This is a genomic window from Arthrobacter sp. StoSoilB13, assembly GCF_019977255.1.
In the GTDB taxonomy this organism is placed as follows: Bacteria; Actinomycetota; Actinomycetes; order Actinomycetales; family Micrococcaceae; genus Arthrobacter.
Map to the genome: position 1 here is coordinate 40,110 of NZ_AP024649.1, position 22,791 is coordinate 62,900.

Sequence of the window (22,791 nt, forward strand, 5' to 3'; positions counted from 1 at the left end):
AACGTTCGAGGTCGTGGTGGTTGGCGCCCGCTAGGCACGGGCGGAAGGGGCCGCAGACGACCCCCTCAAAACTACCCCCGGAGCGCGCCGAACCCGGTGATCAGCGCCTCAAGCCCCAAACTAAAAGCAACATCGGTCGGCCGTGGATGGCGCTCCAAGGCGAGCCTGTCCACGGCTGCCGTGAAGTTGGGCACCTGGTCCGCAAGCGAGCCGGCGTCGAAAATGTCCTCCGGCGCGGTGACGTCGTATGCGGCCCCGAAGACGAAGGCCTCCAACGCAACAATCGCCGAAATGATCTTCTCTTCCGGGAACCCGGCGTCGCGGAATCCGGCAGTCACGGCCTCGTACATCGCCAGGGTCTTCGGAGCGTTCGCCACCGGAAGTACGGCAATAACGGGGATCAGCGGCGTGTGCTGCGAAAACACATCCCGGTAGGACCATGCCCAGCGGCGCACGGCCACATCCCACGGCTCCACACCAAAAGCGGACACATCAACCATCGCGGCCAAGTGGTCCTCCACCAGCAAGAGCACGTCGTCCTTGGAGGCTACGTGGTTGTAGAGGGCGGATGGCGCCACGCCCAGCGAACGTGCCAGGGCTGCCATGGTGAGTCCGTCGTAACCCTTGCTGCTGATTAACTCCAGGGCCGCCGTCGTGATGCCGTTCTGGTCCAGGATGCGTGCCATGGGCCGTCCGGCGCGCCGCCGCGACTTGCTGGCGGAAGCTGGGGCAGCGCCCGGCTCGGGTTCGGGAGCGGGTGTGGGTGCGGGCATCGGAAGCCTTTCTGCTGCCTGTATCTCCAGCATTATTCCATCGGGTCTTCCCACTCGCGGACTTGGCGGCTATTATCAAATATAAATGAATGGCATTCATTTATTGGTCAGCCACCACGGACGGCCACGGAGAGGACATCATGCAGAATCTTGATCGCGACGTTGTGATCGTCGGTGCCGGACCGTCAGGGTTGACGGCGGCACGCGAACTGAAGAAGGCCGGACTCAGCGTCGCAGTGCTCGAAGCACGCGACCGCGTGGGCGGCCGCACCTGGACCGACACCATTGACGGCGCCATGCTGGAAATCGGCGGCCAGTGGGTTTCCCCGGACCAGACGGCCCTCATGGACCTGCTGGACGAGCTGGGACTGAAAATGTACCCGCGCTACCGCGACGGCGAGTCCGTCTACATCGGCGCAGACGGCAAGCGCGTCCAGTACACGGGTGACACCTTCCCCGTTAACGAGCACACCAAGGCCGAGATGGACAAGCTCGTTGCCATCCTGGACGGGCTCGCCGCGGAGATCGGTCCCACCGAGCCCTGGGCGCACCCCAAGGCCCGCGAACTGGACACCATCTCCTTCCACCACTGGCTCCGCCAGAACTCCAATGATGAAGAAGCCTGCAACAACATCGGCCTCTTCATCGCCGGCGGCATGCTGACCAAGCCTGCCCACGCCTTCTCTGCGCTGCAGGCCGTCCTCATGGCCGCTTCCGCTGGGTCCTTCACACACCTGACGGACGAAGACTTCATCCTGGACAAGCGCGTCATTGGTGGCATGCAGCAGGTTTCGCTGCTCCAGGCCGCCGAGTTGGGTTCCGACGTCGTGCTTAACAGCCCGGTTCGCACCATCAACTGGGACGTCGACCGCGTGACGGTTGAGTCTGAGCGAGCCACGGTGAACGCGCGGTACGTCATCATGGCGGTGCCGCCAAACCTGTACTCGCGTGTTTCCTTCAACCCGCCGCTGCCGCGCCGCCAGCACCAGATGCACCAGCACCAGTCACTGGGCCTGGTCATCAAGGTTCACGCTGTTTACAGCACGCCGTTCTGGCGCGAAGAAGGCCTCTCGGGCACCGGTTTCAGCGCCGGCGCCTTGGTGCAGGAGGTCTACGACAACACCAACCACGGCGACTCCCGCGGCACGTTGGTGGGCTTCATTTCCGATGAAAAAGCCGACGCCGTGTTCGAGCTCAGCGCCGAAGACCGCAAGAAGGCCGTCCTCGAGTCCATCGCCGGCTTCCTCGGCGACAAGGCCCTCACCCCCGAGGTCTACTACGAATCAGACTGGGGCTCCGAGGAATGGACCCGCGGCGCATACGCCTCCAGCTACGATCTCGGCGGCCTGCACCGCTACGGCAAGGACCAGCACGCCAACGTCGGACCGATCTACTGGTCCTCGTCGGACCTCGCCGCGGAGGGCTACCAGCATGTGGACGGCGCGGTCCGGATGGGGCAAGCAACCGCTGCCCGGATCGTCGAGGCCAACAAGTTGAGCGCGCTGCCGGTCGGCTAGGCAAAGCGCCTGGGACACGCGCCGAGATGGCACTTAACGCCTATGTCCGCGCCTGGCATTGGTGTTAAGTGTCACCTCGGCGCGGGTTGTCCGGCCCTCGGCACCCCTGCCGCACGCTCCGCTTCGATGAGTGCTTGGGCCAGACGCTCGACGGCGGCCTGGTAGTCAGTCCCGGGTGTCACCCGGCAGCGTTCAGCCTCCCGCATGGCGCGGGCAAGGGCAGCTGTCTCGGCCATCCTGACGTCCGTCATTGCCGGGAAATCTATTGCTTGCCCGGGGTCGAGTTCGTAGCGCTGCCACTGCTGGAGGACGCTCGCGTGGCGTGCGGCAGTTTCGGCAAAACCACGACGACGCCGGGGCTCGGCTGCGTGGAGACGGTCAACCTTGCGGCTGGTCGCCAGCGTTGCTGCTGCAGCGGTCATCCCGACGAAGACCATGATCAGTCCGGCCGGCGCCCATTCCACTGCGGGAACCAGGATGGCCGGAAGAATCACGACCAGGCCGGCGAAGAGATCCCAGAAGATCGTGTCCGGTTCCGGGCCGCGCCCATGCGTGAGTTTTCTGTGGAGGACGAACGTGGTTGCCGCTGTCGCGAGCACCAAGGCTACGCCCCACAGGAGCATCATGGCGGGCATTGGACCACCTCCAGGCGAGTACGCGCTGCTGTGATTTCAGTATGCGCCAGAGTGTTCCCACGCTGCCACTCTCTGGGTCCAGGGGCGTAGCCTAGGGCCCATGAGACTGAAAATGTGCAGCATCCACGTCAAGGACCCCGCTACGGCCCATGCTTTCTATACGGAAACGTTGGGCTTCGAAACCCTGATGGCCATGCCCGAGCACAACCTCTTCATCATTAAGGATCCCGGCGCGGATAACAGCGCAGACAACAATTCCGTGGGACTCCTGCTGGAACCCAGCGACAACCCGATCGGGGCCAACTACATGAACGCAGTGCACGACGCCGGCCTCCCCGCCATCGTCTTCGGCGTACCGGATGTGCAGGCCGAGTATGAGCGCTTGGTTGCAGCCGGCGTGACGTTCAAGGGCGAGCCCTCCGAGGATCCTTCCGGCGTCAGCGCAGTGTTCGACGACGGCTGCGGCAACTTCGTGCAGCTACACCAGGACTAGTTAAACAGCTGTGGCCGGGACCAACTGGTCCCGGCCACAGCCAGCTCAAACTATGCGTGATCGCGTTTTGACGTCTTCGGGGCATCGCGCTTGGCTGCTGCGTTGTCCTTGGCTTCCTTGGTGGCTGCCTTCTTCGCAGCCTCTTCCTTGACGCGCTGTGCTTCGGCGCGGACGGCGGCGTGCGTGGCGCGCTCCACAACCAGCCACTGTGGCGGAGCCTGCAGCAGCTCGGTGATTTCCGCCGTCGTGAGTGCTTCTTCGACGCCACCGCGGGCCAGGCCGCTGATGGAGACGTTCAGCTTCTGTGCCACTACCGGGCGCGGGTGCGGGCCGCTGCGGCGGAGCTCGGCGAGCCACTCCGGCGGGTTGGCCTGGAGTTCGGCGAATTCTTCGCGGGAGATGGACGAATCCTGGAACTCCTGGGGTGTCGCGGGCAGGTAGATGCCGAGTTTCTTGGCAACGGTTGCCGGTTTCATGGACTGGGAGTTCGAGGACGTCATGCTTCAAGGGTATCTGGCCGGTACTGTGAGTGTGTGCCAGACGCTGAAGAATCCGCCCAAATAACCGAGCCCCCGAGCGAGCTTCGCTTCGCTTATGTTGCGGGTGTGACGCCTGGGAAATGGATCCGGCGGTGGGAAGAGCGGATGCCGGACGTCCCGTTGCACGCGTTCATGTCCGACGACGGTGCGCAGCTTTCGGTTTTGCGCGACGGTTCCGCTGACCTTAGCTTTGTTCGGCTGCCCGTGGACCGGGAAGGCCTGAACGTCATTCCCCTGTATGAAGAGCAGCCGGTGGTGGTCGCTCCCAAGGGACACGAGATCTCCGTGTTTGAAGAGGTGGCGCTGGAGGACCTGTCCGAGGAGAACTTCCTGGACGTGGAGGAAATGGGCGGGCCGGATATGGCCTTGCAGATGGTGGCTTCCGGAGCCGGGTTGGCCATCCTGCCCATGTCAGTGGCCCGGCACCTGAACAATAAGCAGACTGTGATGCGGCTTCTGACCGGCGCTCCTGGAACGCAGATTGGCCTCGCTTGGCTTGCTGGAACAGATAGCCCGGTGATTGAGGAATTCATTGGGATCGTGCGCGGCCGGACGGCGCAGAGTTCACGCCAGCCGTCGGCCCGGCAGGAGAAGCCGAAGAAGGCGCCCAAGCCGGATCGCCGTGGGAGCGGGGCCAAGAAGCCCGCCGTGGCGCAGCGCTACGCCCCGAATCCGGACAAGGGCCGTGGCAAGGGTTCGCGCAAGAAGGGCAAGCGCTGATGCTCCTGCCCGGTTGCTCCGCGATTTTGCGGCCTGGAGCACTGCAATCGGCGAAAAGTCGCCGTGCGGACTGAGGCAAGTGGGATGGAGCGCAGCGAATCCCTGCTATTCGCCGTGGATCGCGGCCTGTTGCTGCTCTGACCTGTTGAGGTAGGCGAGCAGAAGGTCCCCGGCGCGCTCCAGGTCGCCGGATTCGAGTGCCGAGCAGATCTGCTCGTTTTCCTTTAGCCAGTCGCTGTAGAAGTGCGCGTTCATGGTGGCCTTGTGGAAGTAAAGACGCATCTCAGCGAGCACTTGGGCCATGATCGAGTTCAGCCTCCCGCTTTCGGCCAAGGCAACGATGGCCCCGTGGAAATGCTGGTTGGCGCTGCCGAGGCCTTCGTTATCGTCTGCCGCTGCTGCGCGCTTTCCCTCCTCGACGGCGGGCCCTCACCGCGGCGATGCGCTCTGGAGAGCCGCCGGCCCGGATGGAGCTGACCTCGATGGCCCTGCGCACGGTGTAGACATCGTGAATGTCGCCAGCTTCCAACGTGGCCACATAGACGCCCCGGTTCGGTTGCCGCACCAGCAGACGCTCGCTGGCCAGTTCGGCGAATGCTTCACGGACGGTGTTGCGCGATACCCCCAGGTCCTCGGCGATGGTGGCTTCCGTGAGCTTGGCACCTGGCACGAGGAAGCCCTCGGCCAGTTGGTAGCGCAGTTCTTCGGCAACCCTCTCGGCAACCGAAGGTACTCGGAGGCGCATGCGGGCGCCAGCGCCGTCGATGCCGGCTTTTCCCCGTGGTTCCTGATCTGCACTGGCCATGACACCAAAATTACACGATTGCCAAAAATCAGGATCGCTGGATTGTTGAACAATCCGGAAATCTGGTGCATCCTTGATGTAACGCACATCACGAGGCAGGAATCACACCATGGCAGTCATCGACCTGAACAGCGACGTCGGAGAGTCCTTCGGACGTTGGACGCTGGGCGACGACGCAGCCATGTTCGAATCCGTTTCCAGTGCCAACGTTGCGTGCGGATTCCACGCTGGCGACCCCAGCGTTATTCGCAGCACCTGCAAAAAGGCGGCTGAGGCCGGCGTCGTGATTGGCGCCCACGTCGGCTACCGGGATCTTGCAGGATTCGGCCGTCGCTTCCTGGACGTTGATCCCATGGAGCTGGCCGACGACGTCGTTTACCAGATCGGGGCCCTGCAGGCGCTGGCTGCCACGACGGGTGCGGGCGTCCAGTACGTGAAGCCCCATGGCGGCCTCTACAACGCCATCGTCAAGCACACGGCGCAGGCAAAGGCCGTCGTCGACGCCGTGAAATCGGTTGACCCCAACCTTCCGATCCTCGGCCTTCCCGGTTCCGAAGTCCTGCGCCTCGCTGAGGAAGCCGGCCTTCGTGGCGTTGCCGAAGCGTTCGCGGACCGCGCCTACAACCCGGACGGAACCCTCGTCTCGCGCTCACAGCCAGGCGCCGTCCTGCATGACCCCGCCGAAGTGGCGGAACACGTTTTGCGAATGGCCACCGAACAGTCCGTCAGGACGATCGATGGTTCCATCCTGAAGATCCGCGCAGAGAGCATCTGCGTGCATGGTGACTCACCGGGGGCCGTCGCGATGGCCACTGCAGTGAAGTCCGCTCTCGACGACGCCGGCGTCAGCATCGGCTCGTTCCTCTAGACCTGTTTGAACCAGGCCCCGCAGCACACCCCTCATCCCCCCGGAGGAAACCATGACCAGCACCAACGCAGCCAAGGCCGTGACAAGGAAGCCACCGGCCGGCGCCCTCAAGGCATACATAGCCAGCCTCACCGGCACATCGCTTGAATACTATGACTTCGCTATCTACTCCGTGGCTTCGGCCCTCGTCTTTCCCAAGATCTTCTTCCCCGGCAACGACGAGTTCGTTGCACTGTTGCTCTCCTTCTCAGCTTTCGCGGTGGGCTACTTGGCCCGCCCGATCGGCGGCGTCATCTTCGGGCGTTTGGGCGACAAGATTGGCCGCAAGTACGTCCTGGTATTCACGCTGGTGCTTATCGGCGTCGCGACCGTACTCATAGGTGCGCTGCCCGATTACTCAGTCATCGGCGTGGCGGCGCCCACCATCCTGGTTCTTCTTCGCCTCGCCCAGGGCATCGGGGTAGGCGGCGAATGGGGCGGAGCGGTTCTGCTGTCCAGTGAATTCGGCGACCCCAACAAGCGTGGCTTCTGGTCCTCCGCTGCACAGATCGGCCCGCCTGCGGGCAACCTGATGGCCAATGGCGTCCTCGCCATCCTGGCTGCTTCACTCAGCAACGAGGCCTTCCTTTCCTGGGGCTGGCGCGTCGCCTTCCTGGCATCCGCACTCCTGGTGGTCTTTGGCCTGATCATCCGCCTCAAGCTCGAAGAAACCCCGGTCTTCAAGGCAATCCAGGCCCACGGCGAACGACCCAAAGCACCCATCAAAGAGGTCTTCACCACTGAACCCAAGGCCTTGGTTTCAGCAGCGCTCTCCCGGGTCTGCCCGGACGTCCTCTACGCGCTTTTCACCGTGTTTGTTGCGGTGTACGCCACCAAGCAACTTGGCATGACCACGGGCAATGTCCTGGCAGCCATCCTCATCGGATCCGCATTCCAGCTGTTCCTCATTCCGTTGGCCGGCGCTCTTACCGACCGCTTCAACCGCCGCCTTGTCTACGGCGTCACAGCAGCCGCCACAGCCGTCTATATTCCCCTGTTCTTCCTCATGATCCAGGGCAAGTCAGTGGTTATGCTGACCATCGGCACGGTGATCGGTTTGGCGCTGCACGCGTTCATGTATGGCCCGCAGGGCCGCCTTCATCACTGAGCAGTTCCCAGCCCGCCTGCGCTATGCCGGCAGCTCCCTGGCCTACACCCTGGCCGGTGTGATTGGTGGAGCTGTCGCGCCCATCATCTTCACTGCCCTCTACGGCGCGGCATCCGGCGGCTGGTATTTGATCGCCGGGTACCTCGTCCTGACAGCCGTTGTCACGATCGTGGGTATGCTCCTGGGCCGGGATCCGAAGCCTGAAGAAGACCTTCGCCTGCTGCAGGAGTCGGCCGCCTAATTGGCGACGAAGCGGATGATGGAGACCGTGATGCAAACGACCACCGCAAAGCAAACGACCACCGCGAAGCAAACGACCACCGCAAAGAGGGTCCGGTCCGTGCGACCCGTCGGCACACGTGCCGTCCTTGCGGAGCTGGATGGGCTGCAGGACGTACTGGCCTTGCAGGACATGCTCTACAAGTCTCCGCTCCCTGGCCAGGTAGACGTCCTGGCAGCAGCCGAAACAGTTATGGTCGTTGGCGAATCCGCAGCGGCAACCCGGGCAATCGGCGCCCGGTTGCTCGAACTGGAACTCGTCGCGACGGACGTTACCGATTCCGGGCTGGTCGTCATCGATACCGTGTACGACGGCGATGACCTCGCCGATGTCGCGGAGCTCACCGGGCTGAGCGTGGAGGGCGTGATTGCGGCCCACACCGGCCAGATTTGGACTGTTGCCTTCGCTGGCTTCGCTCCCGGATTCGGCTACATGGTGGGCGAGAATGAAGTCCTCACGGTTCCCCGCCGCCCTTCACCCCGCACGGCTGTTCCCGCTGGATCCGTGGCCCTCGGCGGCCAGTACTCGGCTGTCTATCCCCGGCGCTCTCCCGGCGGTTGGCAGCTGATTGGCCGAACGGGAGCCCGGATGTGGGACCTCGACCGTCCGCAACCGGCCCTGGTTCGGCCCGGTGACAGGGTGCAGTACCGGGTTGTTCGGGAGGTTGTCACGGCCAGTGCGGCGCATCAAGCTGAACCCGACTCGGATCACCACACGGACTCCGGCTTACGGGTACTCAACCCCGGCGCTCAAAGCCTTATCGAGGACCTTGGCCGCAGAGGCTATGGGGCTTTGGGGGTCTCGGCGGCCGGCGCGTTGGATCGGGCATCGGTCCGGCGGGCCAACCGTCTTGTCGGCAACAGTTCGTCGGCCGCAGCCATCGAAACCGTCAATGGCGGGCTTACGGTCGAGGCAATCGGCGACCAGGTGATTGCCGTGACAGGTGCGCCCACCACCCTAACGGTCCAGTCGCCGTCGTCGGTTGAATTCGAAGAATCTGACGGCGGCATCCGGGACGCAGTGCGCAGCGTCCCCATGGCTGCTCCATTCGCGTTGCTCGACGGCGAAGTCCTTACTGTTGGACCGCCCGAGGCCGGTTTCCGGAACTATGTTGCAATCCGCGGTGGCATAGCGGTTCCCGAAGTCCTGGGGAGTCGTTCGGCCGATACGATGTCGGGGATCGGACCTGCGCCATTGGTGGTCGGGCAGGAGCTCCCGGCGGGCGACGCCACGGCGTCTACTGCGGTTGGAAGCCCGGAGCTGCAACCGGAATTTCCGGGTGCCAATGTCACCGTTCTCGATGTGGTTCCCGGACCCCGTGCTGATTGGTTTGATCAGTCCGCCATCGAGTCCCTAACAAGCCAGGAATGGCTGGTCACACCACAATCCAACCGCGTGGGCATGCGACTGGACGGTACTCCTCTCCAGCGCGCCCGCGAGGGTGAACTTCCCAGTGAGGGGACCATGGCCGGTGCCCTCCAGATCCCGCCCGCCGGCCTCCCCGTGCTGTTCCTGGCCGACCACCCCATCACCGGTGGTTACCCCGTGATCGGCGTGGTTCGCGACGAACACCTTGACCTTGCCGGGCAGGTCCCCATTGGCGGACGGATCCGGTTCCGGATGGTCCCCGATTCCCCCGACTTCACCAAGACCCCAGAGAAGTGAGTATTTGATGCGAAAGGTCCTGATTGCGAACCGCGGAGAAATCGCTGTTCGAGTCGCCCGAGCCTGCGATGACGCCGGCATTTCGTCCGTGGCCGTCTATGCGGACATCGACGCCGACGCAATGCATGTGGGTGCCGCGGATGAGGCCTACAGCCTGGTAGGAAACAGCCCTGCTGAGACCTACCTCAACGTCGCGAAGCTGCTATCCGTTGCCAAACAGTCGGGTGCTGACGCCGTCCACCCCGGCTATGGCTTCCTGTCGGAAAACGCCGACTTCGCGCAAGCAGTCCTCGACGCCGGACTCGAGTGGATCGGTCCGTCACCGGAGTCGATCCGACAGTTGGGCAACAAGATCACGGCCCGCGAGATCGCTGTCCGTGCTGGTGCACCCCTTGTGGCCGGCAGCGACGGGCCGGTTGCCAATGCTGCTGAAGCCCGGGCTTTTGCCGAGGAACACGGACTGCCGGTGGCCATCAAGGCGGCCTTTGGCGGCGGCGGCCGCGGGCTCAAGGTTGTCCGCGAACTCGCCGAAGTGGAGGAGGCTTTCGACTCCGCAGTGCGCGAAGCCATCACAGCGTTCGGACGTGGGGAATGCTTCGTTGAACAGTACCTTGACAGGCCTCGGCACGTGGAAGCGCAGGTCATCGCGGATACCCATGGCAACGTCGTTGTGGTGGGTACGCGCGATTGCTCCCTTCAACGCCGTCACCAGAAGCTCGTGGAAGAGGCGCCTGCGCCGTTCCTCACCCAGTCCCAGCAGCAACAGATCTATGACGCAGCCAAAGCAATCGTCCGCGAGGCCGGCTACTACGGCGCCGGGACTGTCGAATTCCTCGTCTCCGCGGACGGGGCCGTGGCCTTCCTTGAGGTAAACACGCGCCTGCAGGTTGAGCACCCTATTACCGAGGAAACGGCTGGGATTGACCTCGTTCAGGAGCAGTTCCGTGTTGCAGCCGGCCTGCCCTTGAGCTTTTCCGAGGACCCCATCGCCCGGGGCCATTCCTTCGAGTTCCGCATCAACGCAGAGGACGTTGGCCGCGGATTCCTGCCTTCCCCGGGCACAGTGGCATCGTTCCAAGCGCCCACCGGCCCCGGCATTCGCCTGGACACCGGCGTCCGCGCGGGCTCGTTTATTGCACCGCAGTTCGATTCGCTCCTGGCCAAATTGATTGTTACTGGCGCCGACCGCCAGCAAGCGCTGCGCCGCGCACGCCGTGCACTTGCGGAAATGGAGATCACCGGACTGCCCACCGTGTTGCCATTCCACCGCGCCGTTGTGGAGTCCGATGACTTTACGTCCGTAGCCGGGCTGAATGTTCACACCCGGTGGATCGAGACGGACTTTGCAGATCAGATCCCCGTTGATTTCGAATACAACGTGGTTGCCCCTGGCGGCGTGCGGCGCACCATCACCGTGGATGTCGACGGCAAGCGGCTCGCGGTGGGACTCCCGGCTGATCTGCTGGAGGGTTGGGCCCGGTCAGGGCAGGCACTTCCGTCAGGCTCGGTGGTCACGGGGTTGCAGGGTGACTACGTGGGAGCCTCCGATTCAGGGGTAGCCCCGCCAGCGGAATCAGCCCTGGTCTCCAGCATGGCCGGCACCGTGGTGAAGTGGCTCGTGGAGCCCGGCACCGAGGTTTCTGCAGGCGATCCGTTACTGGTAGTCGAGGCCATGAAGATGGAAACGCAGGTGGCAGCCCACCGTGCAGGCACGCTCTCCGAGGTGCTCTCGGCACCCGGCGGCGTGGTGACCGCGGGAGCCGTATTGGCGCACATCCAGTAGTCCGGCTGGCTAAACCCCGACGGCGGTCCAGCCCTTCGCGGGGAGCTGGACCGCCGTCGTCGTGCGCGGTTGGTGAGGAGGGCCGCTGGGACGTCGCTAACCTGCTATTCCGTGGTGGGGCAGCAACGGATCAGCGGCCAAGCAACGAGGTTGTGGCTCCCAAAATGCTGTCCAACAGGGCGTTGCGGAACTTGCCCGAGGGGTCGTTGGTGGCGGCGAGGCTGCAGAAGTCCTCGAAGCGTGGGTAGAGAGTGGCGAAGTCGTACAGGCTTGGCGTGAAGAGCTTGCCCCAGTGTGGCCTCGCGCCGAAGGGACGCAGTGCTTCCTCAACATCCGGGAGTACCGCTTCCACCTGGGGCCTGCAGTGGCTTCCATGTGAAGTGGAGGGCCACGCTTTGTTGCCGGTAGAACGGGCTGAGCCAGAATTCGTCGGCCGCTACTGTACGGATTTCGGAGATGAACAGCAGGGGTGCCAGCTTGTCCGCGAGCTCTCGGACAGCTTGAAGAGCCGCGGGTGCATGCTCCAGGGGCAGGAGGAATTCGCTCTGCAGTTCCTCACCGTTGCTCGGCGTGAATTCGTGGCGGAAGTGCGGCAGGCGGTCCAGCCATTTGCCGGGCTCGTCCAGCTGACCCGTGCAGTTCTCCGCCGACATCCCGGGCAGCGGGTGCAGAGCGGCAGTAGCCGCGCTTGCACCGAAGAGGTCGGGGAGGACTGGCTCGGTATCCAGGGCTTTGAACCACACCTGCGGGATGGCGTCTCCGGTGTAGTCCGTGAAGAAGCTGACGCTGTAGGCGGCCGACGCGATGTTCACGAAATCGGCCAGCGCCCGGTCCCACGGCAGCCCCGTGAGCACGCGCTGCCGCATCTGGTAGCTCGGCCGGACGGCCAGTTCCAGTCCGGTGACGATCCCCAGGGCGCCGAGTCCCACCACGCTGGCGAGGAATTCGTCGTCGTCCGGCCTAAGCGTCACCAGCTCGCCATTTGCCCGCACCAGGTCAACGCTTTCGACGGCGCCAGCCAAGGAGGGATTGCCGACGCCACTGCCGTGCGTCCCGGTTTGGATTGCTCCCGCAACCGAGATGTGGGGGAGCGAAGCGAGGTTGTGGATGGCATAACCCTGTTCCTCGACTGCCCGGCAGAGTGCGCCATAGCTGATACCGCCGCTGACTTTGACGGTGCCCTTGCCGGGATCAAGTGAGATCTCCTGGGGCAATGCATCCAGGAGAAGGTGCATGCCATCGGTGTCTGCGACGTTGTTGAACGAGTGACGGGAACCAAGGGCCTTGATCCGCGGCGCGTTCGCCACAAGCCCGCGCAGCTGGTCCACGGAGGTGGGCCGCTGGACTTCGGCGGACGAATACTCAAGGTTTCCTGCCCAGTTCTTCATTGAATGATCTTCCCGGTTGGCTACTTGTTGGCTTCCGTAATTGTTAACGTTCACAACTAATTGCGTCAAGGGGTGTCCAACTGGTTGAAGCAGGTATAAGTCGAGCTGCGGGACGCGAGCCCGCGGGACGCTAGTCCTTCAGCGGGCGGCGGGCCAGCCATGCCGCTACAATCGCGCCGGAGATGTTGTGCCACAGCGAAAAGACGGCGGAGGGCAGCGCAGCCAGTGGACTGAAGTGCGCCGTGGCAAGGGTCGCGGCCAAGCCCGAGTTCTGCATGCCAACCTCGAATGCCAGGGCGCGGCGGGCTTTGTCATCCAGGCGGCCCAGTTTGCCGGCGAGGTAACCCAGGCCCAGCCCAAAGCCATTGTGGAGGACGACCGCCAGGAACACGATGGCGCCGGCTGCGACGATCTTGCTGGCGCTGCCGGCCACGACGATAGCCACGATCAGTGAAATCACGACGGCGGACGCCCACGGAAGTGCCGGCAGGACCTTTGCGACGAGCCTGGACAGGAAGAGTCGGGCGAGCAGGGCCTGCGATGACCGGAAGCAGCACGGTCTTCACGATATCCAGCACCATGGCGCCGGCATCAATGTGCAGGAACGAACCGGCCAGCAGGAGAGTCAGGGCCGGCGTGACGACGGGAGCGATCAACGTGGAAACCGAGGCGACAGCCACCGACAGTGCGACGTCGCCTTTGGCCAGGAACGCCATCACGTTGGACGCCGTGCCGGACGGTGCGCAGCCCACAAGAATAAGGCCGACGGCGAGCTCGGGCGGAAGCTGAAGCAGGACGGCAATCAACCAGCCCGCCCCGGGCATGATCACGTAGTGCGCCACGATGCCGAGTGCCACAGCCCAAGGACGCCGCGCCACAGAAGCGAAGTCGGGCGGCGTCAGCGTGAGGCCCATGCAGAACATGATGACGCCCAGCAAATAAGGAACGGCGACGCCCATGGGCTTGAAGAGTTCCGGAAGGAGGAATCCGAGGACGCCAGCCAGCACAACCAGGAGTGGGAAAACCGTCACGGCTATCCGCGCGATCCTGGCCTCTGCGGCGAGAGCTGGGTTGACGGGAGCCGCGGCCCCTGAAGTCTCTGTCTGGGAATTCGTTGCCTCAAGCATTTATCCATGCTCACATTGGTCCGCGGGCATGATCGAGTTCGTTACTTTCAACTGGGCATATATGTCAGATGACCGCTGTTTCGAAGGCGTCGGGTCAGTCGTTCAGCTTTCCCGCGAGCCGTTCGCGCATCCGAACGCTTGCCTCGTTCAGACCAATGAACTCCACCTCGCGGCCGTGATTCCTGTACTTCTCGGTGACGGAATCCAATACCGCAATAGTTGATGCGTCCCAAAGGTGCGAGGCGTGAAGATCGATCACCACGCGATCTATGCCTTCCGAGGAATCTTTTGCGTAGTCGAACTGGGTGTACAGATCATTGGACGAAGCGAAGAAGAGCTCGCCATCCACCGTGTAGGTGGCCACGGTTTCACCGTTGAGTTCCAGTTCCGTCCGCTCGACGGTAGCGAAGTGCGCCACCCGCCGCGCAAACAACACCATCGCGGTCAAGACGCCGACGCCGACACCCACCGCCAAATTGTGCGTTGCCACAACAGCGGCAACAGTGATCAGCATGACGGCGGTCTCCGATTTGGGCAGGCGCTTCAAGGTGGATGGCCGAACAGAGTGCCAGTTGAAGGTAATCAGGGAAACGAAGATCATCACGGCAACAAGGGGCCGCCATGGGAATCATCCCCACAACGTCGCCCAGGACAACCACCAGGACCAGCAGGAAGACGCCCGCCAAAAAAGTGGAAAGCCGGCTCCGCGCGCCGGATCCTTTGACGTTGATCATGGTCTGTCCGATCACGGCGCAACCACCCAGCCCACCAAGGAAACCTGTGACGATGTTCGCCACTCCCTGGCCCCAGGAAACGCGGGTCTTATTTGATCGTGTGTCCGTGATGTCGTCCACGAGCTTGGCTGTCAGGAGTGATTCCAGCAGGCCAACAAGGGCCATGGACAGTGCGAAAGGCGCAATGATCCGGAACGTCTCCAGATCCAGCGGGACATTGGGCAGGAAGAACCCGGGCAGGCTGTGTGGGAGCTCGCCTTTGTCGCTAACCGTTGGAACGTCGATGTGCCCCAGAACGGTAACCAGGGTGATGACCACGATCGCCACGAGGGGCGCGGGAATGGCCGTGGTCAGGCGAGGCAGGCCAAAGACCATGACGAGACCCACGGCAACAATCGGATAGACCATCCAAGGGACATTGAAGAGTTCGGGCATCTGCGAGATGAACACCAAAATAGCCAGTGCGTTCACGAAGCCGATCATCACGGACCGCGGAATGAACCGCATGAGCCGGGTAACACCCAGGACAGCGAGGATGATCTGGAAGATACCCGCCAGGATGATCGTGGCGATCAGGTAGTCGAGTCCGTACTCCTTCATCACGGGAGCGATGACCAAGGCGACAGCCCCTGTCGCCGCAGAGATCATGGCTGGTCGACCACCAACAAGGGCAGTCACGACGCCCATGGTGAAGGAAGCGAACAACCCGACCCTGGGATCAACGCCCGCAATGATCGAGAACGCGATGGCCTCCGGAATGAGCGCCAATGCAACCACCAGTCCGGCCAGGGATTCCGTCAGCAGGCGGCGGGGCGAGCGGAAAGTCACCCGCAGTGACATGAGTTGCTCGGGAGTCATGGCGTCCTTACAGTGCAGTCTGGCGGTAACGCTCAATCTGCTTCAGACGCCGCTGGAGGCTATCGCGCCGCGGGTGCGGAACGACGTCGGGCGCCTCAGCGGTGAGGTCAATGTGTTCGGTTCCGTACTGCCACAGCAGGAGGTCATCCAGGAGGCGGTCGGGGCCCCGGGGAGTAGCGGTGATCCAGGGCTTTGCGGACCTCTGTGATCCGGTTGGCACTAAGGAGCCCCGCGAGTTCCACGGTTTTGGTGAGTCCGTGGGCGGCCAGGAGTTCGGCAGCCCACCCCCAGTCGTCATCAACTTTACGGTCAACGTGAGGCAGGAGCGTACGCCAGACGTCCCGCACGCGGTTGGGAGTCAGCGGGGAAGCACCCTCGCCGTGCAGGTCCCAGTAGCTTCTGACCTCTTCGTACCGCTCATGGAGGTCCGCGAAGGCACTTTCCACGGTTTCCAACATGGCCGCAGTGGCTGTGAACTGGCGGTCGAAATGCGGGGTCCATGCACGCGGATCCTCGGCCTTGAACCGGATATCGTGCTCGATCTCGCTCCAGGCGTGCGCAAAGACCGTGCGGATCTGGCACTCGAAGAAGTAGCTGCCGTTGGCAGGCATGTCCGGGTTGAAGACATGCTGATACTCCTTGACGGCCTCATTCTGGATGGTTCGCAGGATGAGGTGCCGGCTGGAATAACCGTATGTGCCCGATTCGATGGAACCGATGTCCTTCTCGCGGTCTCCACGGCAGTCGAAGAGCTGGCGCTGCCTCTTGATGATGTTGGCTACGGCTGCGTTCTCGGCAGGCAATTTGGTGATGACGCGGATGCCCACCATGTCATTCAAGGTGCGGAAAGGGTCCGGGAATTTGAGGACCCGTGGGCCGCCCGGCTCCAGAGGATCATCCGTGCGTGAGATTTTTTCGCGGAACGATTCCACTGTTTTGGTTCGTCCGGTAACAAACAGGGGAGTGACCTCGGCGTCGTTGAGCATGTCCCTTAGGGTCAGCAGCACATCCCGCGTGACCCGCTTCAGGGCAGGGCGAACACGCTCATAGAGCGCCACGTTCGCGTCCACTGCATCGCGCTGGTCCTGGTCCAGGCTGTCCCAATTGCTTGCCATGCCCCCAGCTTACGGGGCGGGCCCGACACTGGCGCGGGCCACCCGCCGTCGGGGTGCCCTAGCCAAAGTTGCGGGACGTCACGATAGGCTCGGTACAAAGGAGGGCGCAATGTTGCGGCACAAGTACAGCTACGGCGAACACCCCAGTCAATGGGGCGAACTCTTCATACCTGAACCGAACAACGGAAACCATCGCGGCGCGTCAGCCGTCAAGGGTGGTGTCGCGGTGGTGATCCACGGCGGCTACTGGCGCTCACAGTACGGCGCCGAGCTCGGCGAGCCCCTGGCCCGCGACCTCGCGGCGCATGGAATTACCGCGTGGAACCTTGAATACAGGCGGGCCGGCAACGGCGGTGGTTGGCCCCATACATTCGAAGACATCCTGGCCGGCATTGACCATCTCGCCGAAATCGCCGGAAAGCACGAGCTCCACCTTGGCAAGGTAGTGGCCTTGGGTCACTCCGCCGGCGGTCACCTGGCTGTGTGGGCCGCCGGACGGCAGCGCCTCTCGGCCATCGGAACGCCCGACGCCGACCGTCAACTGGTGCGTGCACCGGAGGATAATGCCGTCCACCTGACGGGCGTCGTCAGCCAGTCCGGCTTGCTGAACCTGGCTGCCGCCGAAAAACTGAACCTCAGCAACGGTGCCGTCTGCAACCTCATGGGCGGTGATTCTGCCAGATACCCCAAAAGGCATAAATACGCGGACCCCATGAGTTCCCTGCCGATTGATGTTCCGGTCTTCGCCGTTCACGCTACCGACGACGAGGACGTTCCGGTCAGTCAGTCCGAGGCCTACGTCGCGGCGGCAACAGCAGCCGGCAGCGCAGCGCAATTGCTGCGTGTCCCCGGGGATCACTTCGATCTCATAGATCCAAAGGCCGTGGCTTACAAGAAATGCCGCGAATTGGTACAACGCCTGCTCTCCTGAATCACTGGTAGCGCCCACCCTTCCTCTGGCAGAGTGGTCCCATGCTGACTGTGATTGGCGAGGCCTTGGTTGACGTTGTGCAGCGCCCCAGCGGAATCGAGGCGCACGTTGGCGGCAGTCCGCTCAACGTCGCCGTTGGCTTGGCGCGCTTGGATCACCCCGTGCAGTTCATCGGGCGTTTTGGCCAGGACGCGTACGGCGATTCCGTTGCGGCGCACCTGCGGTCCAGTTCCGTGATGGTCCCCCTTCCGCCCGACGGCAAACCCACGAGCATAGCCACGGCAGTGATCGACGACGACGGCGCCGCCACCTACACCTTCGATCTCACCTGGGATTTGCCGGGCCTCGGCGAGCGGTTGCCGCTCATGCTGCAGGGAGCCACCTTGCTGCATACGGGTTCAATAGCCACGGCCTTGGAGCCCGGTGCCGCGGACGTGCTTGCCGCCGTCGAGCATGCCCACCCGAGCAGCACCATCAGCTTCGATCCCAACTGCCGCCCCAGCATCATTACCGATCGCGATTACGCGCGGAGGCAGGCCGAACGCTTTGTGGTGCTCTCCGACGTCGTGAAGGCTTCCGACGAAGATCTTGAATGGCTCTATCCGGGCGTTGATCCGCTGGAATCGGCGCGCCGCTGGTTGTCGCTGGGAGGTACGGAAGGACCCGCGCTGGTGGTGGTGACGCGGGGTGCGCGTGGTCCGTGGGGAATCACGGCCATCGGCGAGACCCAGGTCCCGGCGCCTAACGTGACGGTGGTGGATACGGTTGGTGCCGGCGATTCGTTCATGGCGGGGCTGCTGTCAGCAATAGTGGACCGCGGGCTGGACGGTGCGCAAAACCGTGGGGCACTCAGAGCCATGCCGGCTGAAACCCTCGCCGCCATCATGGATCATGCGACCCGTGCCGCCGCGGTCACGGTGTCCCGCGCCGGCGCCAATCCGCCCACACGGGCTGAGCTCAACCACCGGGCTGTTGCCAGCTAAAACTGTTGCCGGCCAGAACATTTGCCGGTGTAGTCCGGTTAAGAGGAGGTGCGAATGCAAGACCATGAATTGCAGGTCACCAGCGAGTCGTTCAGCGACGGTGAAACCCTGGGTCCCGATCAGCGGAGCGGAATTCTTGGTGCGGGTGGCAAGGACATCTCTCCACAGCTGAGCTGGAGCGGAGCTCCGGAGGGCACAAGGAGTTTCGCTGTCACAATGTGGGATCCCGATGCTCCCGGTCCTGGGGGCTACTGGCATTGGGCTGTGCTCAATATTCCCCCCGAGGTATCAAGTCTTCCCGCAGGTTCCGGTAGCCAGGACGGTCACGCGCTGCCTGGCGGTGCCTTCCAGTTAAAGAACGACGGCGGCCGCACCGGCTATCTCGGGGCGGCTCCACCGAAGGGGCATGGACCGCATCGTTACGTAGTGGCTGTACATGCGCTGGACGTGGAGGACCTGGGCATCGAAAAGGATTCCGAGGCGCGCATACTTGCCTCAGTCCTTCCTGCGCATACGTTGGCGCGCGGAACCATCACTGGCATGTTCGAGCGTTAGCTGCGGCATTTGGGTTCTCAACAGCCACGTAGACTGACATGATGCGCCTCGTAGCAAGTGATATTGACGGCACCATCCTCGGTCATGACGGCAAGATCAGTGATCGGACCGTCAAGGCATTCAAAGCATGCCGGGACGCCGGGGTGGAGCTTGTGTTCGTCACGGGCCGCCCCCCGCGGTGGTTGTACCCGCTCCAGGAACAACTGGGGCACAGCGGTATCGTGATCTGCTCCAACGGCGCGGTGGTCTGGGATCTGGAAACCGAAAAGCCCATTTCTTCCTGCACATTGGATATCACCTCCATTTTTGAAGCGCGACGCATCATCAAGTCCCTCCGGCCGGATGCTTTGTTCGCCGTGGAAACGCTGACTGGTTTCCAACTGGAGCCGGGCTTCCTCGAGAACGAAACAAGCGAGCTGCTTGCGGAGTTCACCCCCGCACCGCTGGACCAGACGCTGACGGCGGATGACGCCGTCGTGAAGTTCCTCGCCATAACCCGCAAAGGCACCCCGGACGAATTCCTTGCCGAAGTTCAGCCTGCCGTGGCCCATCTGGTCAGCACGACGCACTCGGCACCGCGCACCGCAATGCTCGAGATGTCAGTGCCCGGCATCAACAAGGCCGTCACCCTCGCGAAGTACGCCGAGTCTCTGGGGATCGACGCCGCCGACGTCGTTGCATTCGGGGATATGCCCAACGACATCGAAATGCTCCGCTGGGCCGGTCACGGCTACGCAATGGCCAGCGGCCACCCGGAAGCGATCCTCGCTGCGGGGCAGCAGGCGCCCCACTTCGACGACGACGGAGTGGCGCAGATCCTCGAGGCGAAACTAACGGAGCAAACGGTCTAGCTACTTCAAACACGAGGGATCCAGCACCGCACCGACTCGCGGTATCTGATGAACTCTGCACCAAACCGCTCTTCGAGATCGGCTTCCTCCAGCGGCCGGACGGCATAGTTCCACAGCAGTGAGCCGAGAACGGCGTAGGCGACTACCAGCCAGGACCCGAGGATGAGGCCAACCGCGGCACCTTGGGTAATGCCCGCAACAGCCATGGGATTGCGAATCCAGCGATACGGTCCGGCGATGACCAAGCGGTTGGGCATGGCTGAGGGCAACGGGGTGCCAGCTCCGAGCCAGGACATGGTCAGGGCGGAGGCCACGCCGAGCGCACTTGCGAACGTCAGAAGCAGCGCTCCGACGGGCGCGGCCATCTGCGGAAATGGCAGGGACACTTCCCATCGCTCTTCGAGGAACGTCAGGGCCAAGGGGATCACAGCCAGGAAAAATCCCCAGAAGAGGATCATTTGGCCGATCGTTGCTCCCACGTTTGTTGTGGTGCGACGGCCAGCGGCTGAACGGAAAGCGAAGGGCCCTTGGATGATCCAAGCCGTGGGAATCCCGCCCAGGAAGAGGATGCTGAGGGCGGCCAGGGAACAAGCGGCAGCGGCAATCATGATCAGAACGCCCGATCCTGCTTCAGTTGTCACCGTGGCGTAGACACCGAGGGCAATGGCGACGATTCCCGTCCAAGCAGTGGCCACCGCTGCGGCGGCCTTCAATCCAATTGCCGCAAGGGCGGAGGCGATGACGAAAAGTGGAATGTCAAAGGCCGCGACAACGACGGGATCGAGGCTACCGAGGGTTGCTTCCCGCACCTCGGGCGACAGGAAGACGGCGATCCACCACGAAAGACCGGCGGCTGCCTGCACGGCAAAATAGCTTCGGCACAACAGCTGCAAGCCCGCTCTTCTACCCTGGAGTGGCTGCGTCACGGGTGGCGTACACCCTGACCTGCCAGCACGGCGCGGTAGCCCTCAACGTAAGTGGGGAAGGCGAACTCGAAGCCAGTTCCGCGCAGCCTCTGGTTGGAGCAGCGCTTGTCCCCGGGCCCGCCGTGTTGGTCTTCCGACGCCATTGGTGGTTCCGGGTTTCCCATTTCCAAAGCAAGAAACCGCATGACGTCACCCATCTCGGCCGCGTGGTCGTCCACGCCTACGTAGACCGGATCCGGGTCCCGGTCCATCGTGGTGAGGTGCACGATCATGGCCGCGGCGTCGTCCCTGTGAACACGGTTGGTGTGCCGGGGGCTCGCCGGAATCACGGCTTGCCCTGAGCGGACTTGTTCGATCAGTCGAGTCCGCCCGGGACCGTAAATGCCGCCGAGCCGAAGGACGATGGGTTGAGTTTCCGTTTCCCGGCTGCGGGCAAGGAGCATATTTTCGGCCTCCACCAGGACTTTGCCACTGAAGCGCGTGGGCTCGGTGGGTGTGGTCTCGTCCACCACCGCTCCGTCGGAGTCCTTATAGACGGCTGTGGAGGAGACGAACAAGATGCGTTCCGGTTCAACAGAATCACGATCCAAGGCGTCCAGAATATTTCGGAGGCCGTCTATGTACGCGGCCCGGTATGCTTCCTCGGTGGAAGAATCGGCGGCGATTGCGACCACAACGATGTTCACATCTCCGGGGATGACCGGGACTCCGTGTGCGAGGTCCGCGCGCATGCCTCGTATCCCCGCCGGGAGCTTTTCCGGGGAACGGCGAAGCCCGATCACGTCATGGCCCAGCTCTGCGAAACGCAGTCCTGCTTCGGTTCCAAGGTCGCCGCACCCGGCAATCAATACAGTCATGCCACTAGTTTGGCAGCCCTGATGCTCCGCAAAGCTGTCACCAACTTCCCAGTCTCCATACAACCCGCGTTCAACTTGCGCCCGTAGGCTCTCAGCCACAGACACGTTTTGCTTGTTGGATGTAGGGGAATCATGGCCAAGCGTAGGATCAACGATTTCAACACCGCTCCGTTGCGGCGGATCGAACCGGACCACCACTGGAGGTCACTCCGCCAAGGCGACCGCGTCAGCGTCACGCTGACGCCCGGGTACGAATCGGCCGGCATCGTGGACGCCGTTACCGGCGACGCAACAGCAGTTTGGGTGGAGCTCGACGGCGGTCGCGGCCGTACGCTGGTGCACGTCAGCGATGGGGTGGCCGTGGTCCCACTGGAGAAGGTCACGGTCACCGGGGAAGCGTAGGCGCCTATGCGCAATGGGCTACGCTTCGGGTGTGACGCTGCCATATTTCCTCCGCAAGGATGGCACTGTGGGCCCGGTGGCCTTTGCCCACCGGGGATTCTCCCTGCATGGGATGGAGAACTCCTTGACTGCGTTTAGAGCCGCGGTTGAGCTGGGCACTTTGCACCTTGAAACCGACGTACACACCACTTCAGACGGCGTCCTGCTCGTTTTCCACGATTCTTCCCTGGACCGGGTCACGGATTCATCCGGGCGGATCGCCGAATTAACGGCAGACGAGGTAGCCAAGGCCCGCATCGGCGGAGTGGAACCTGTGCCGACTTTTGACGAGCTCGTAACTGCTTTTCCCGATGCCCGCCTGAACCTGGACGTGAAGGACTGGAATTCCGTTAAATCGATGGCCGAAGCTATCGAGAAGCACGGCATCCATGACCGGGTGTTGGTAACGAGCTTCTCCGACAGGCGTCGACGTGCAGTGCTGAAACTCCTCAGCCAGCGGACCGCTTCTTCGGCTGGAAGCACCCTGACGGCGCTTTTCGTACTTCTTGGATCCGTGCTGCCGGCGGGCCTGGCCCGCAAGGTGCTCACCGGCGTCGACGCTTTCCAGGTGCCGGTCCGGTACGGCCGGTTTCCGGTGGTAACTGCCGGTTTTGTTCGTCGCGCGCACCGCGTGGGCGTGCAGGTTCACGTCTGGACCATCAACGATTCCGCCGAGATGGAACGACTTCTGGACCTTGGCGTTGACGGAATAGTGTCCGACCGGCTGGACCTGCTGAAGGACGTCATGGTGCGCCGGGGGCAGTGGGTTTAGGGCGACGCTTCGCGTCGAAGTGGCACTT

17 protein-coding genes and 6 pseudogenes are annotated in these 22,791 nt (G+C 63.2%); 13 read left to right on the forward strand and 10 right to left on the reverse strand.

Translation table 11 applies throughout. The features are described from left to right. Nucleotides 1-71 precede the first annotated feature (71 nt). Nucleotides 72-806 (reverse strand): TetR/AcrR family transcriptional regulator, encoded by a 735-nt coding sequence (locus LDP01_RS18660; RefSeq protein ID WP_224094527.1) that lies wholly within the window; start codon nucleotides 804-806, stop codon nucleotides 72-74. 107 nt (nucleotides 807-913) lie between these two features. On the opposite strand from LDP01_RS18660, the gene LDP01_RS18665 reads away from it, so the two are divergent. Continuing rightward, the gene (locus tag LDP01_RS18665) at nucleotides 914-2,290 is read left to right on the forward strand and encodes a flavin monoamine oxidase family protein (protein WP_263422277.1); all 1,377 of its coding nucleotides are present in this window, start codon (nucleotides 914-916) and stop codon (nucleotides 2,288-2,290) included. A 71-nt stretch (nucleotides 2,291-2,361) separates the two neighbouring features. Here LDP01_RS18665 and LDP01_RS18670 read toward each other — a convergent pair whose 3' ends face one another. Further along, nucleotides 2,362-2,925 (reverse strand): hypothetical protein, encoded by a 564-nt coding sequence (locus tag LDP01_RS18670; protein WP_224094529.1) that lies wholly within the window; start codon nucleotides 2,923-2,925, stop codon nucleotides 2,362-2,364. 100 nt (nucleotides 2,926-3,025) lie between these two features. On the opposite strand from LDP01_RS18670, the gene LDP01_RS18675 reads away from it, so the two are divergent. Next, nucleotides 3,026-3,418 carry a VOC family protein gene (locus LDP01_RS18675; RefSeq protein ID WP_224094531.1) on the forward strand — a complete coding sequence of 131 codons (393 nt, stop codon included), beginning with the start codon at nucleotides 3,026-3,028 and terminating at the stop codon, nucleotides 3,416-3,418. Between the two features lie 50 nt (nucleotides 3,419-3,468). Here LDP01_RS18675 and LDP01_RS18680 read toward each other — a convergent pair whose 3' ends face one another. Then, entirely contained in the window at nucleotides 3,469-3,918 is a 450-nt protein-coding gene (locus LDP01_RS18680) for a DUF5997 family protein (RefSeq protein WP_224094532.1), read from the reverse strand. A 33-nt stretch (nucleotides 3,919-3,951) separates the two neighbouring features. On the opposite strand from LDP01_RS18680, the gene LDP01_RS18685 reads away from it, so the two are divergent. Continuing rightward, the gene (locus LDP01_RS18685) at nucleotides 3,952-4,677 is read left to right on the forward strand and encodes a LysR family transcriptional regulator substrate-binding protein (RefSeq protein ID WP_224094534.1); all 726 of its coding nucleotides are present in this window, start codon (nucleotides 3,952-3,954) and stop codon (nucleotides 4,675-4,677) included. 105 nt (nucleotides 4,678-4,782) lie between these two features. On the opposite strand, the pseudogene LDP01_RS18690 reads toward LDP01_RS18685, so the two are convergent. Next, nucleotides 4,783-5,482: pseudogene (locus LDP01_RS18690) on the reverse strand (GntR family transcriptional regulator). Nucleotides 5,483-5,591: 109 nt separating this feature from the next. Here LDP01_RS18690 and LDP01_RS18695 point away from each other — a divergent pair. From LDP01_RS18695 to LDP01_RS18710, 4 genes and pseudogenes are all read left to right on the forward strand, one after another. Further along, a complete protein-coding gene (locus LDP01_RS18695; RefSeq protein ID WP_224094535.1) occupies nucleotides 5,592-6,350 on the forward strand; it encodes a LamB/YcsF family protein in 759 nt (252 codons plus the stop codon). Nucleotides 6,351-6,402: 52 nt separating this feature from the next. Continuing rightward, nucleotides 6,403-7,738: pseudogene (locus LDP01_RS18700) on the forward strand (MFS transporter). Between the two features lie 30 nt (nucleotides 7,739-7,768). Then, on the forward strand, nucleotides 7,769-9,442 hold the full coding sequence (locus LDP01_RS18705; protein WP_224094537.1) for a 5-oxoprolinase subunit B/C family protein: 1,674 nt from the start codon (nucleotides 7,769-7,771) through the stop codon (nucleotides 9,440-9,442). A 7-nt stretch (nucleotides 9,443-9,449) separates the two neighbouring features. Continuing rightward, nucleotides 9,450-11,225 carry an acetyl/propionyl/methylcrotonyl-CoA carboxylase subunit alpha gene (locus LDP01_RS18710; RefSeq protein WP_224094539.1) on the forward strand — a complete coding sequence of 592 codons (1,776 nt, stop codon included), beginning with the start codon at nucleotides 9,450-9,452 and terminating at the stop codon, nucleotides 11,223-11,225. A gap of 130 nt (nucleotides 11,226-11,355) precedes the next feature. Here the strand turns inward: LDP01_RS18710 and LDP01_RS18715 are convergent. The 4 pseudogenes from LDP01_RS18715 to LDP01_RS18730 form a co-directional block, all read right to left on the reverse strand. Further along, nucleotides 11,356-12,613: pseudogene (locus LDP01_RS18715) on the reverse strand (D-arabinono-1,4-lactone oxidase). A 130-nt stretch (nucleotides 12,614-12,743) separates the two neighbouring features. Next, nucleotides 12,744-13,740, reverse strand: a pseudogene (locus LDP01_RS18720) (bile acid:sodium symporter family protein). Nucleotides 13,741-13,834: 94 nt separating this feature from the next. Beyond that, a pseudogene (locus tag LDP01_RS18725) lies at nucleotides 13,835-15,332 on the reverse strand (SulP family inorganic anion transporter). A 7-nt stretch (nucleotides 15,333-15,339) separates the two neighbouring features. Then, nucleotides 15,340-16,447 (reverse strand): annotated as a pseudogene (locus LDP01_RS18730) (GTP pyrophosphokinase). 109 nt (nucleotides 16,448-16,556) lie between these two features. On the opposite strand from LDP01_RS18730, the gene LDP01_RS18735 reads away from it, so the two are divergent. Genes LDP01_RS18735 through LDP01_RS18750 form a run of 4 tightly spaced genes read left to right on the forward strand, consistent with a single transcriptional unit; the run spans nucleotide 16,557 to nucleotide 19,767 of the window. Next, the gene (locus LDP01_RS18735; RefSeq protein WP_224094542.1) at nucleotides 16,557-17,378 is read left to right on the forward strand and encodes an alpha/beta hydrolase; all 822 of its coding nucleotides are present in this window, start codon (nucleotides 16,557-16,559) and stop codon (nucleotides 17,376-17,378) included. 41 nt (nucleotides 17,379-17,419) lie between these two features. Beyond that, nucleotides 17,420-18,361 carry a carbohydrate kinase family protein gene (locus tag LDP01_RS18740; protein WP_224094544.1) on the forward strand — a complete coding sequence of 314 codons (942 nt, stop codon included), beginning with the start codon at nucleotides 17,420-17,422 and terminating at the stop codon, nucleotides 18,359-18,361. A gap of 54 nt (nucleotides 18,362-18,415) precedes the next feature. After that, nucleotides 18,416-18,916, forward strand: a complete 501-nt coding sequence (locus LDP01_RS18745) for a YbhB/YbcL family Raf kinase inhibitor-like protein (RefSeq protein WP_224094546.1) — start codon at nucleotides 18,416-18,418, stop codon at nucleotides 18,914-18,916. A 41-nt stretch (nucleotides 18,917-18,957) separates the two neighbouring features. After that, complete coding sequence (locus LDP01_RS18750; RefSeq protein ID WP_224095161.1) at nucleotides 18,958-19,767, forward strand: HAD family hydrolase; 810 nt, start codon at nucleotides 18,958-18,960, stop codon at nucleotides 19,765-19,767. A 5-nt stretch (nucleotides 19,768-19,772) separates the two neighbouring features. Here the strand turns inward: LDP01_RS18750 and LDP01_RS18755 are convergent, their stop codons facing one another. Together LDP01_RS18755 and LDP01_RS18760 are read right to left on the reverse strand one after the other, a co-directional pair. Further along, nucleotides 19,773-20,630 (reverse strand): methyltransferase family protein, encoded by an 858-nt coding sequence (locus LDP01_RS18755; protein ID WP_224094548.1) that lies wholly within the window; start codon nucleotides 20,628-20,630, stop codon nucleotides 19,773-19,775. 59 nt (nucleotides 20,631-20,689) lie between these two features. Continuing rightward, a complete protein-coding gene (locus tag LDP01_RS18760) occupies nucleotides 20,690-21,550 on the reverse strand; it encodes an SDR family oxidoreductase (protein WP_224094549.1) in 861 nt (286 codons plus the stop codon). A gap of 132 nt (nucleotides 21,551-21,682) precedes the next feature. Between LDP01_RS18760 and LDP01_RS18765 the strand changes: the two genes are divergently transcribed. Next, nucleotides 21,683-21,952 carry a hypothetical protein gene (locus tag LDP01_RS18765; protein WP_224094550.1) on the forward strand — a complete coding sequence of 90 codons (270 nt, stop codon included), beginning with the start codon at nucleotides 21,683-21,685 and terminating at the stop codon, nucleotides 21,950-21,952. A 13-nt stretch (nucleotides 21,953-21,965) separates the two neighbouring features. Further along, nucleotides 21,966-22,763: a glycerophosphodiester phosphodiesterase family protein gene (locus LDP01_RS18770; protein ID WP_224094551.1), complete on the forward strand. Its 798-nt coding sequence runs from the start codon at nucleotides 21,966-21,968 to the stop codon at nucleotides 22,761-22,763. The last annotated feature ends 28 nt before the right edge of the window (nucleotides 22,764-22,791 follow it).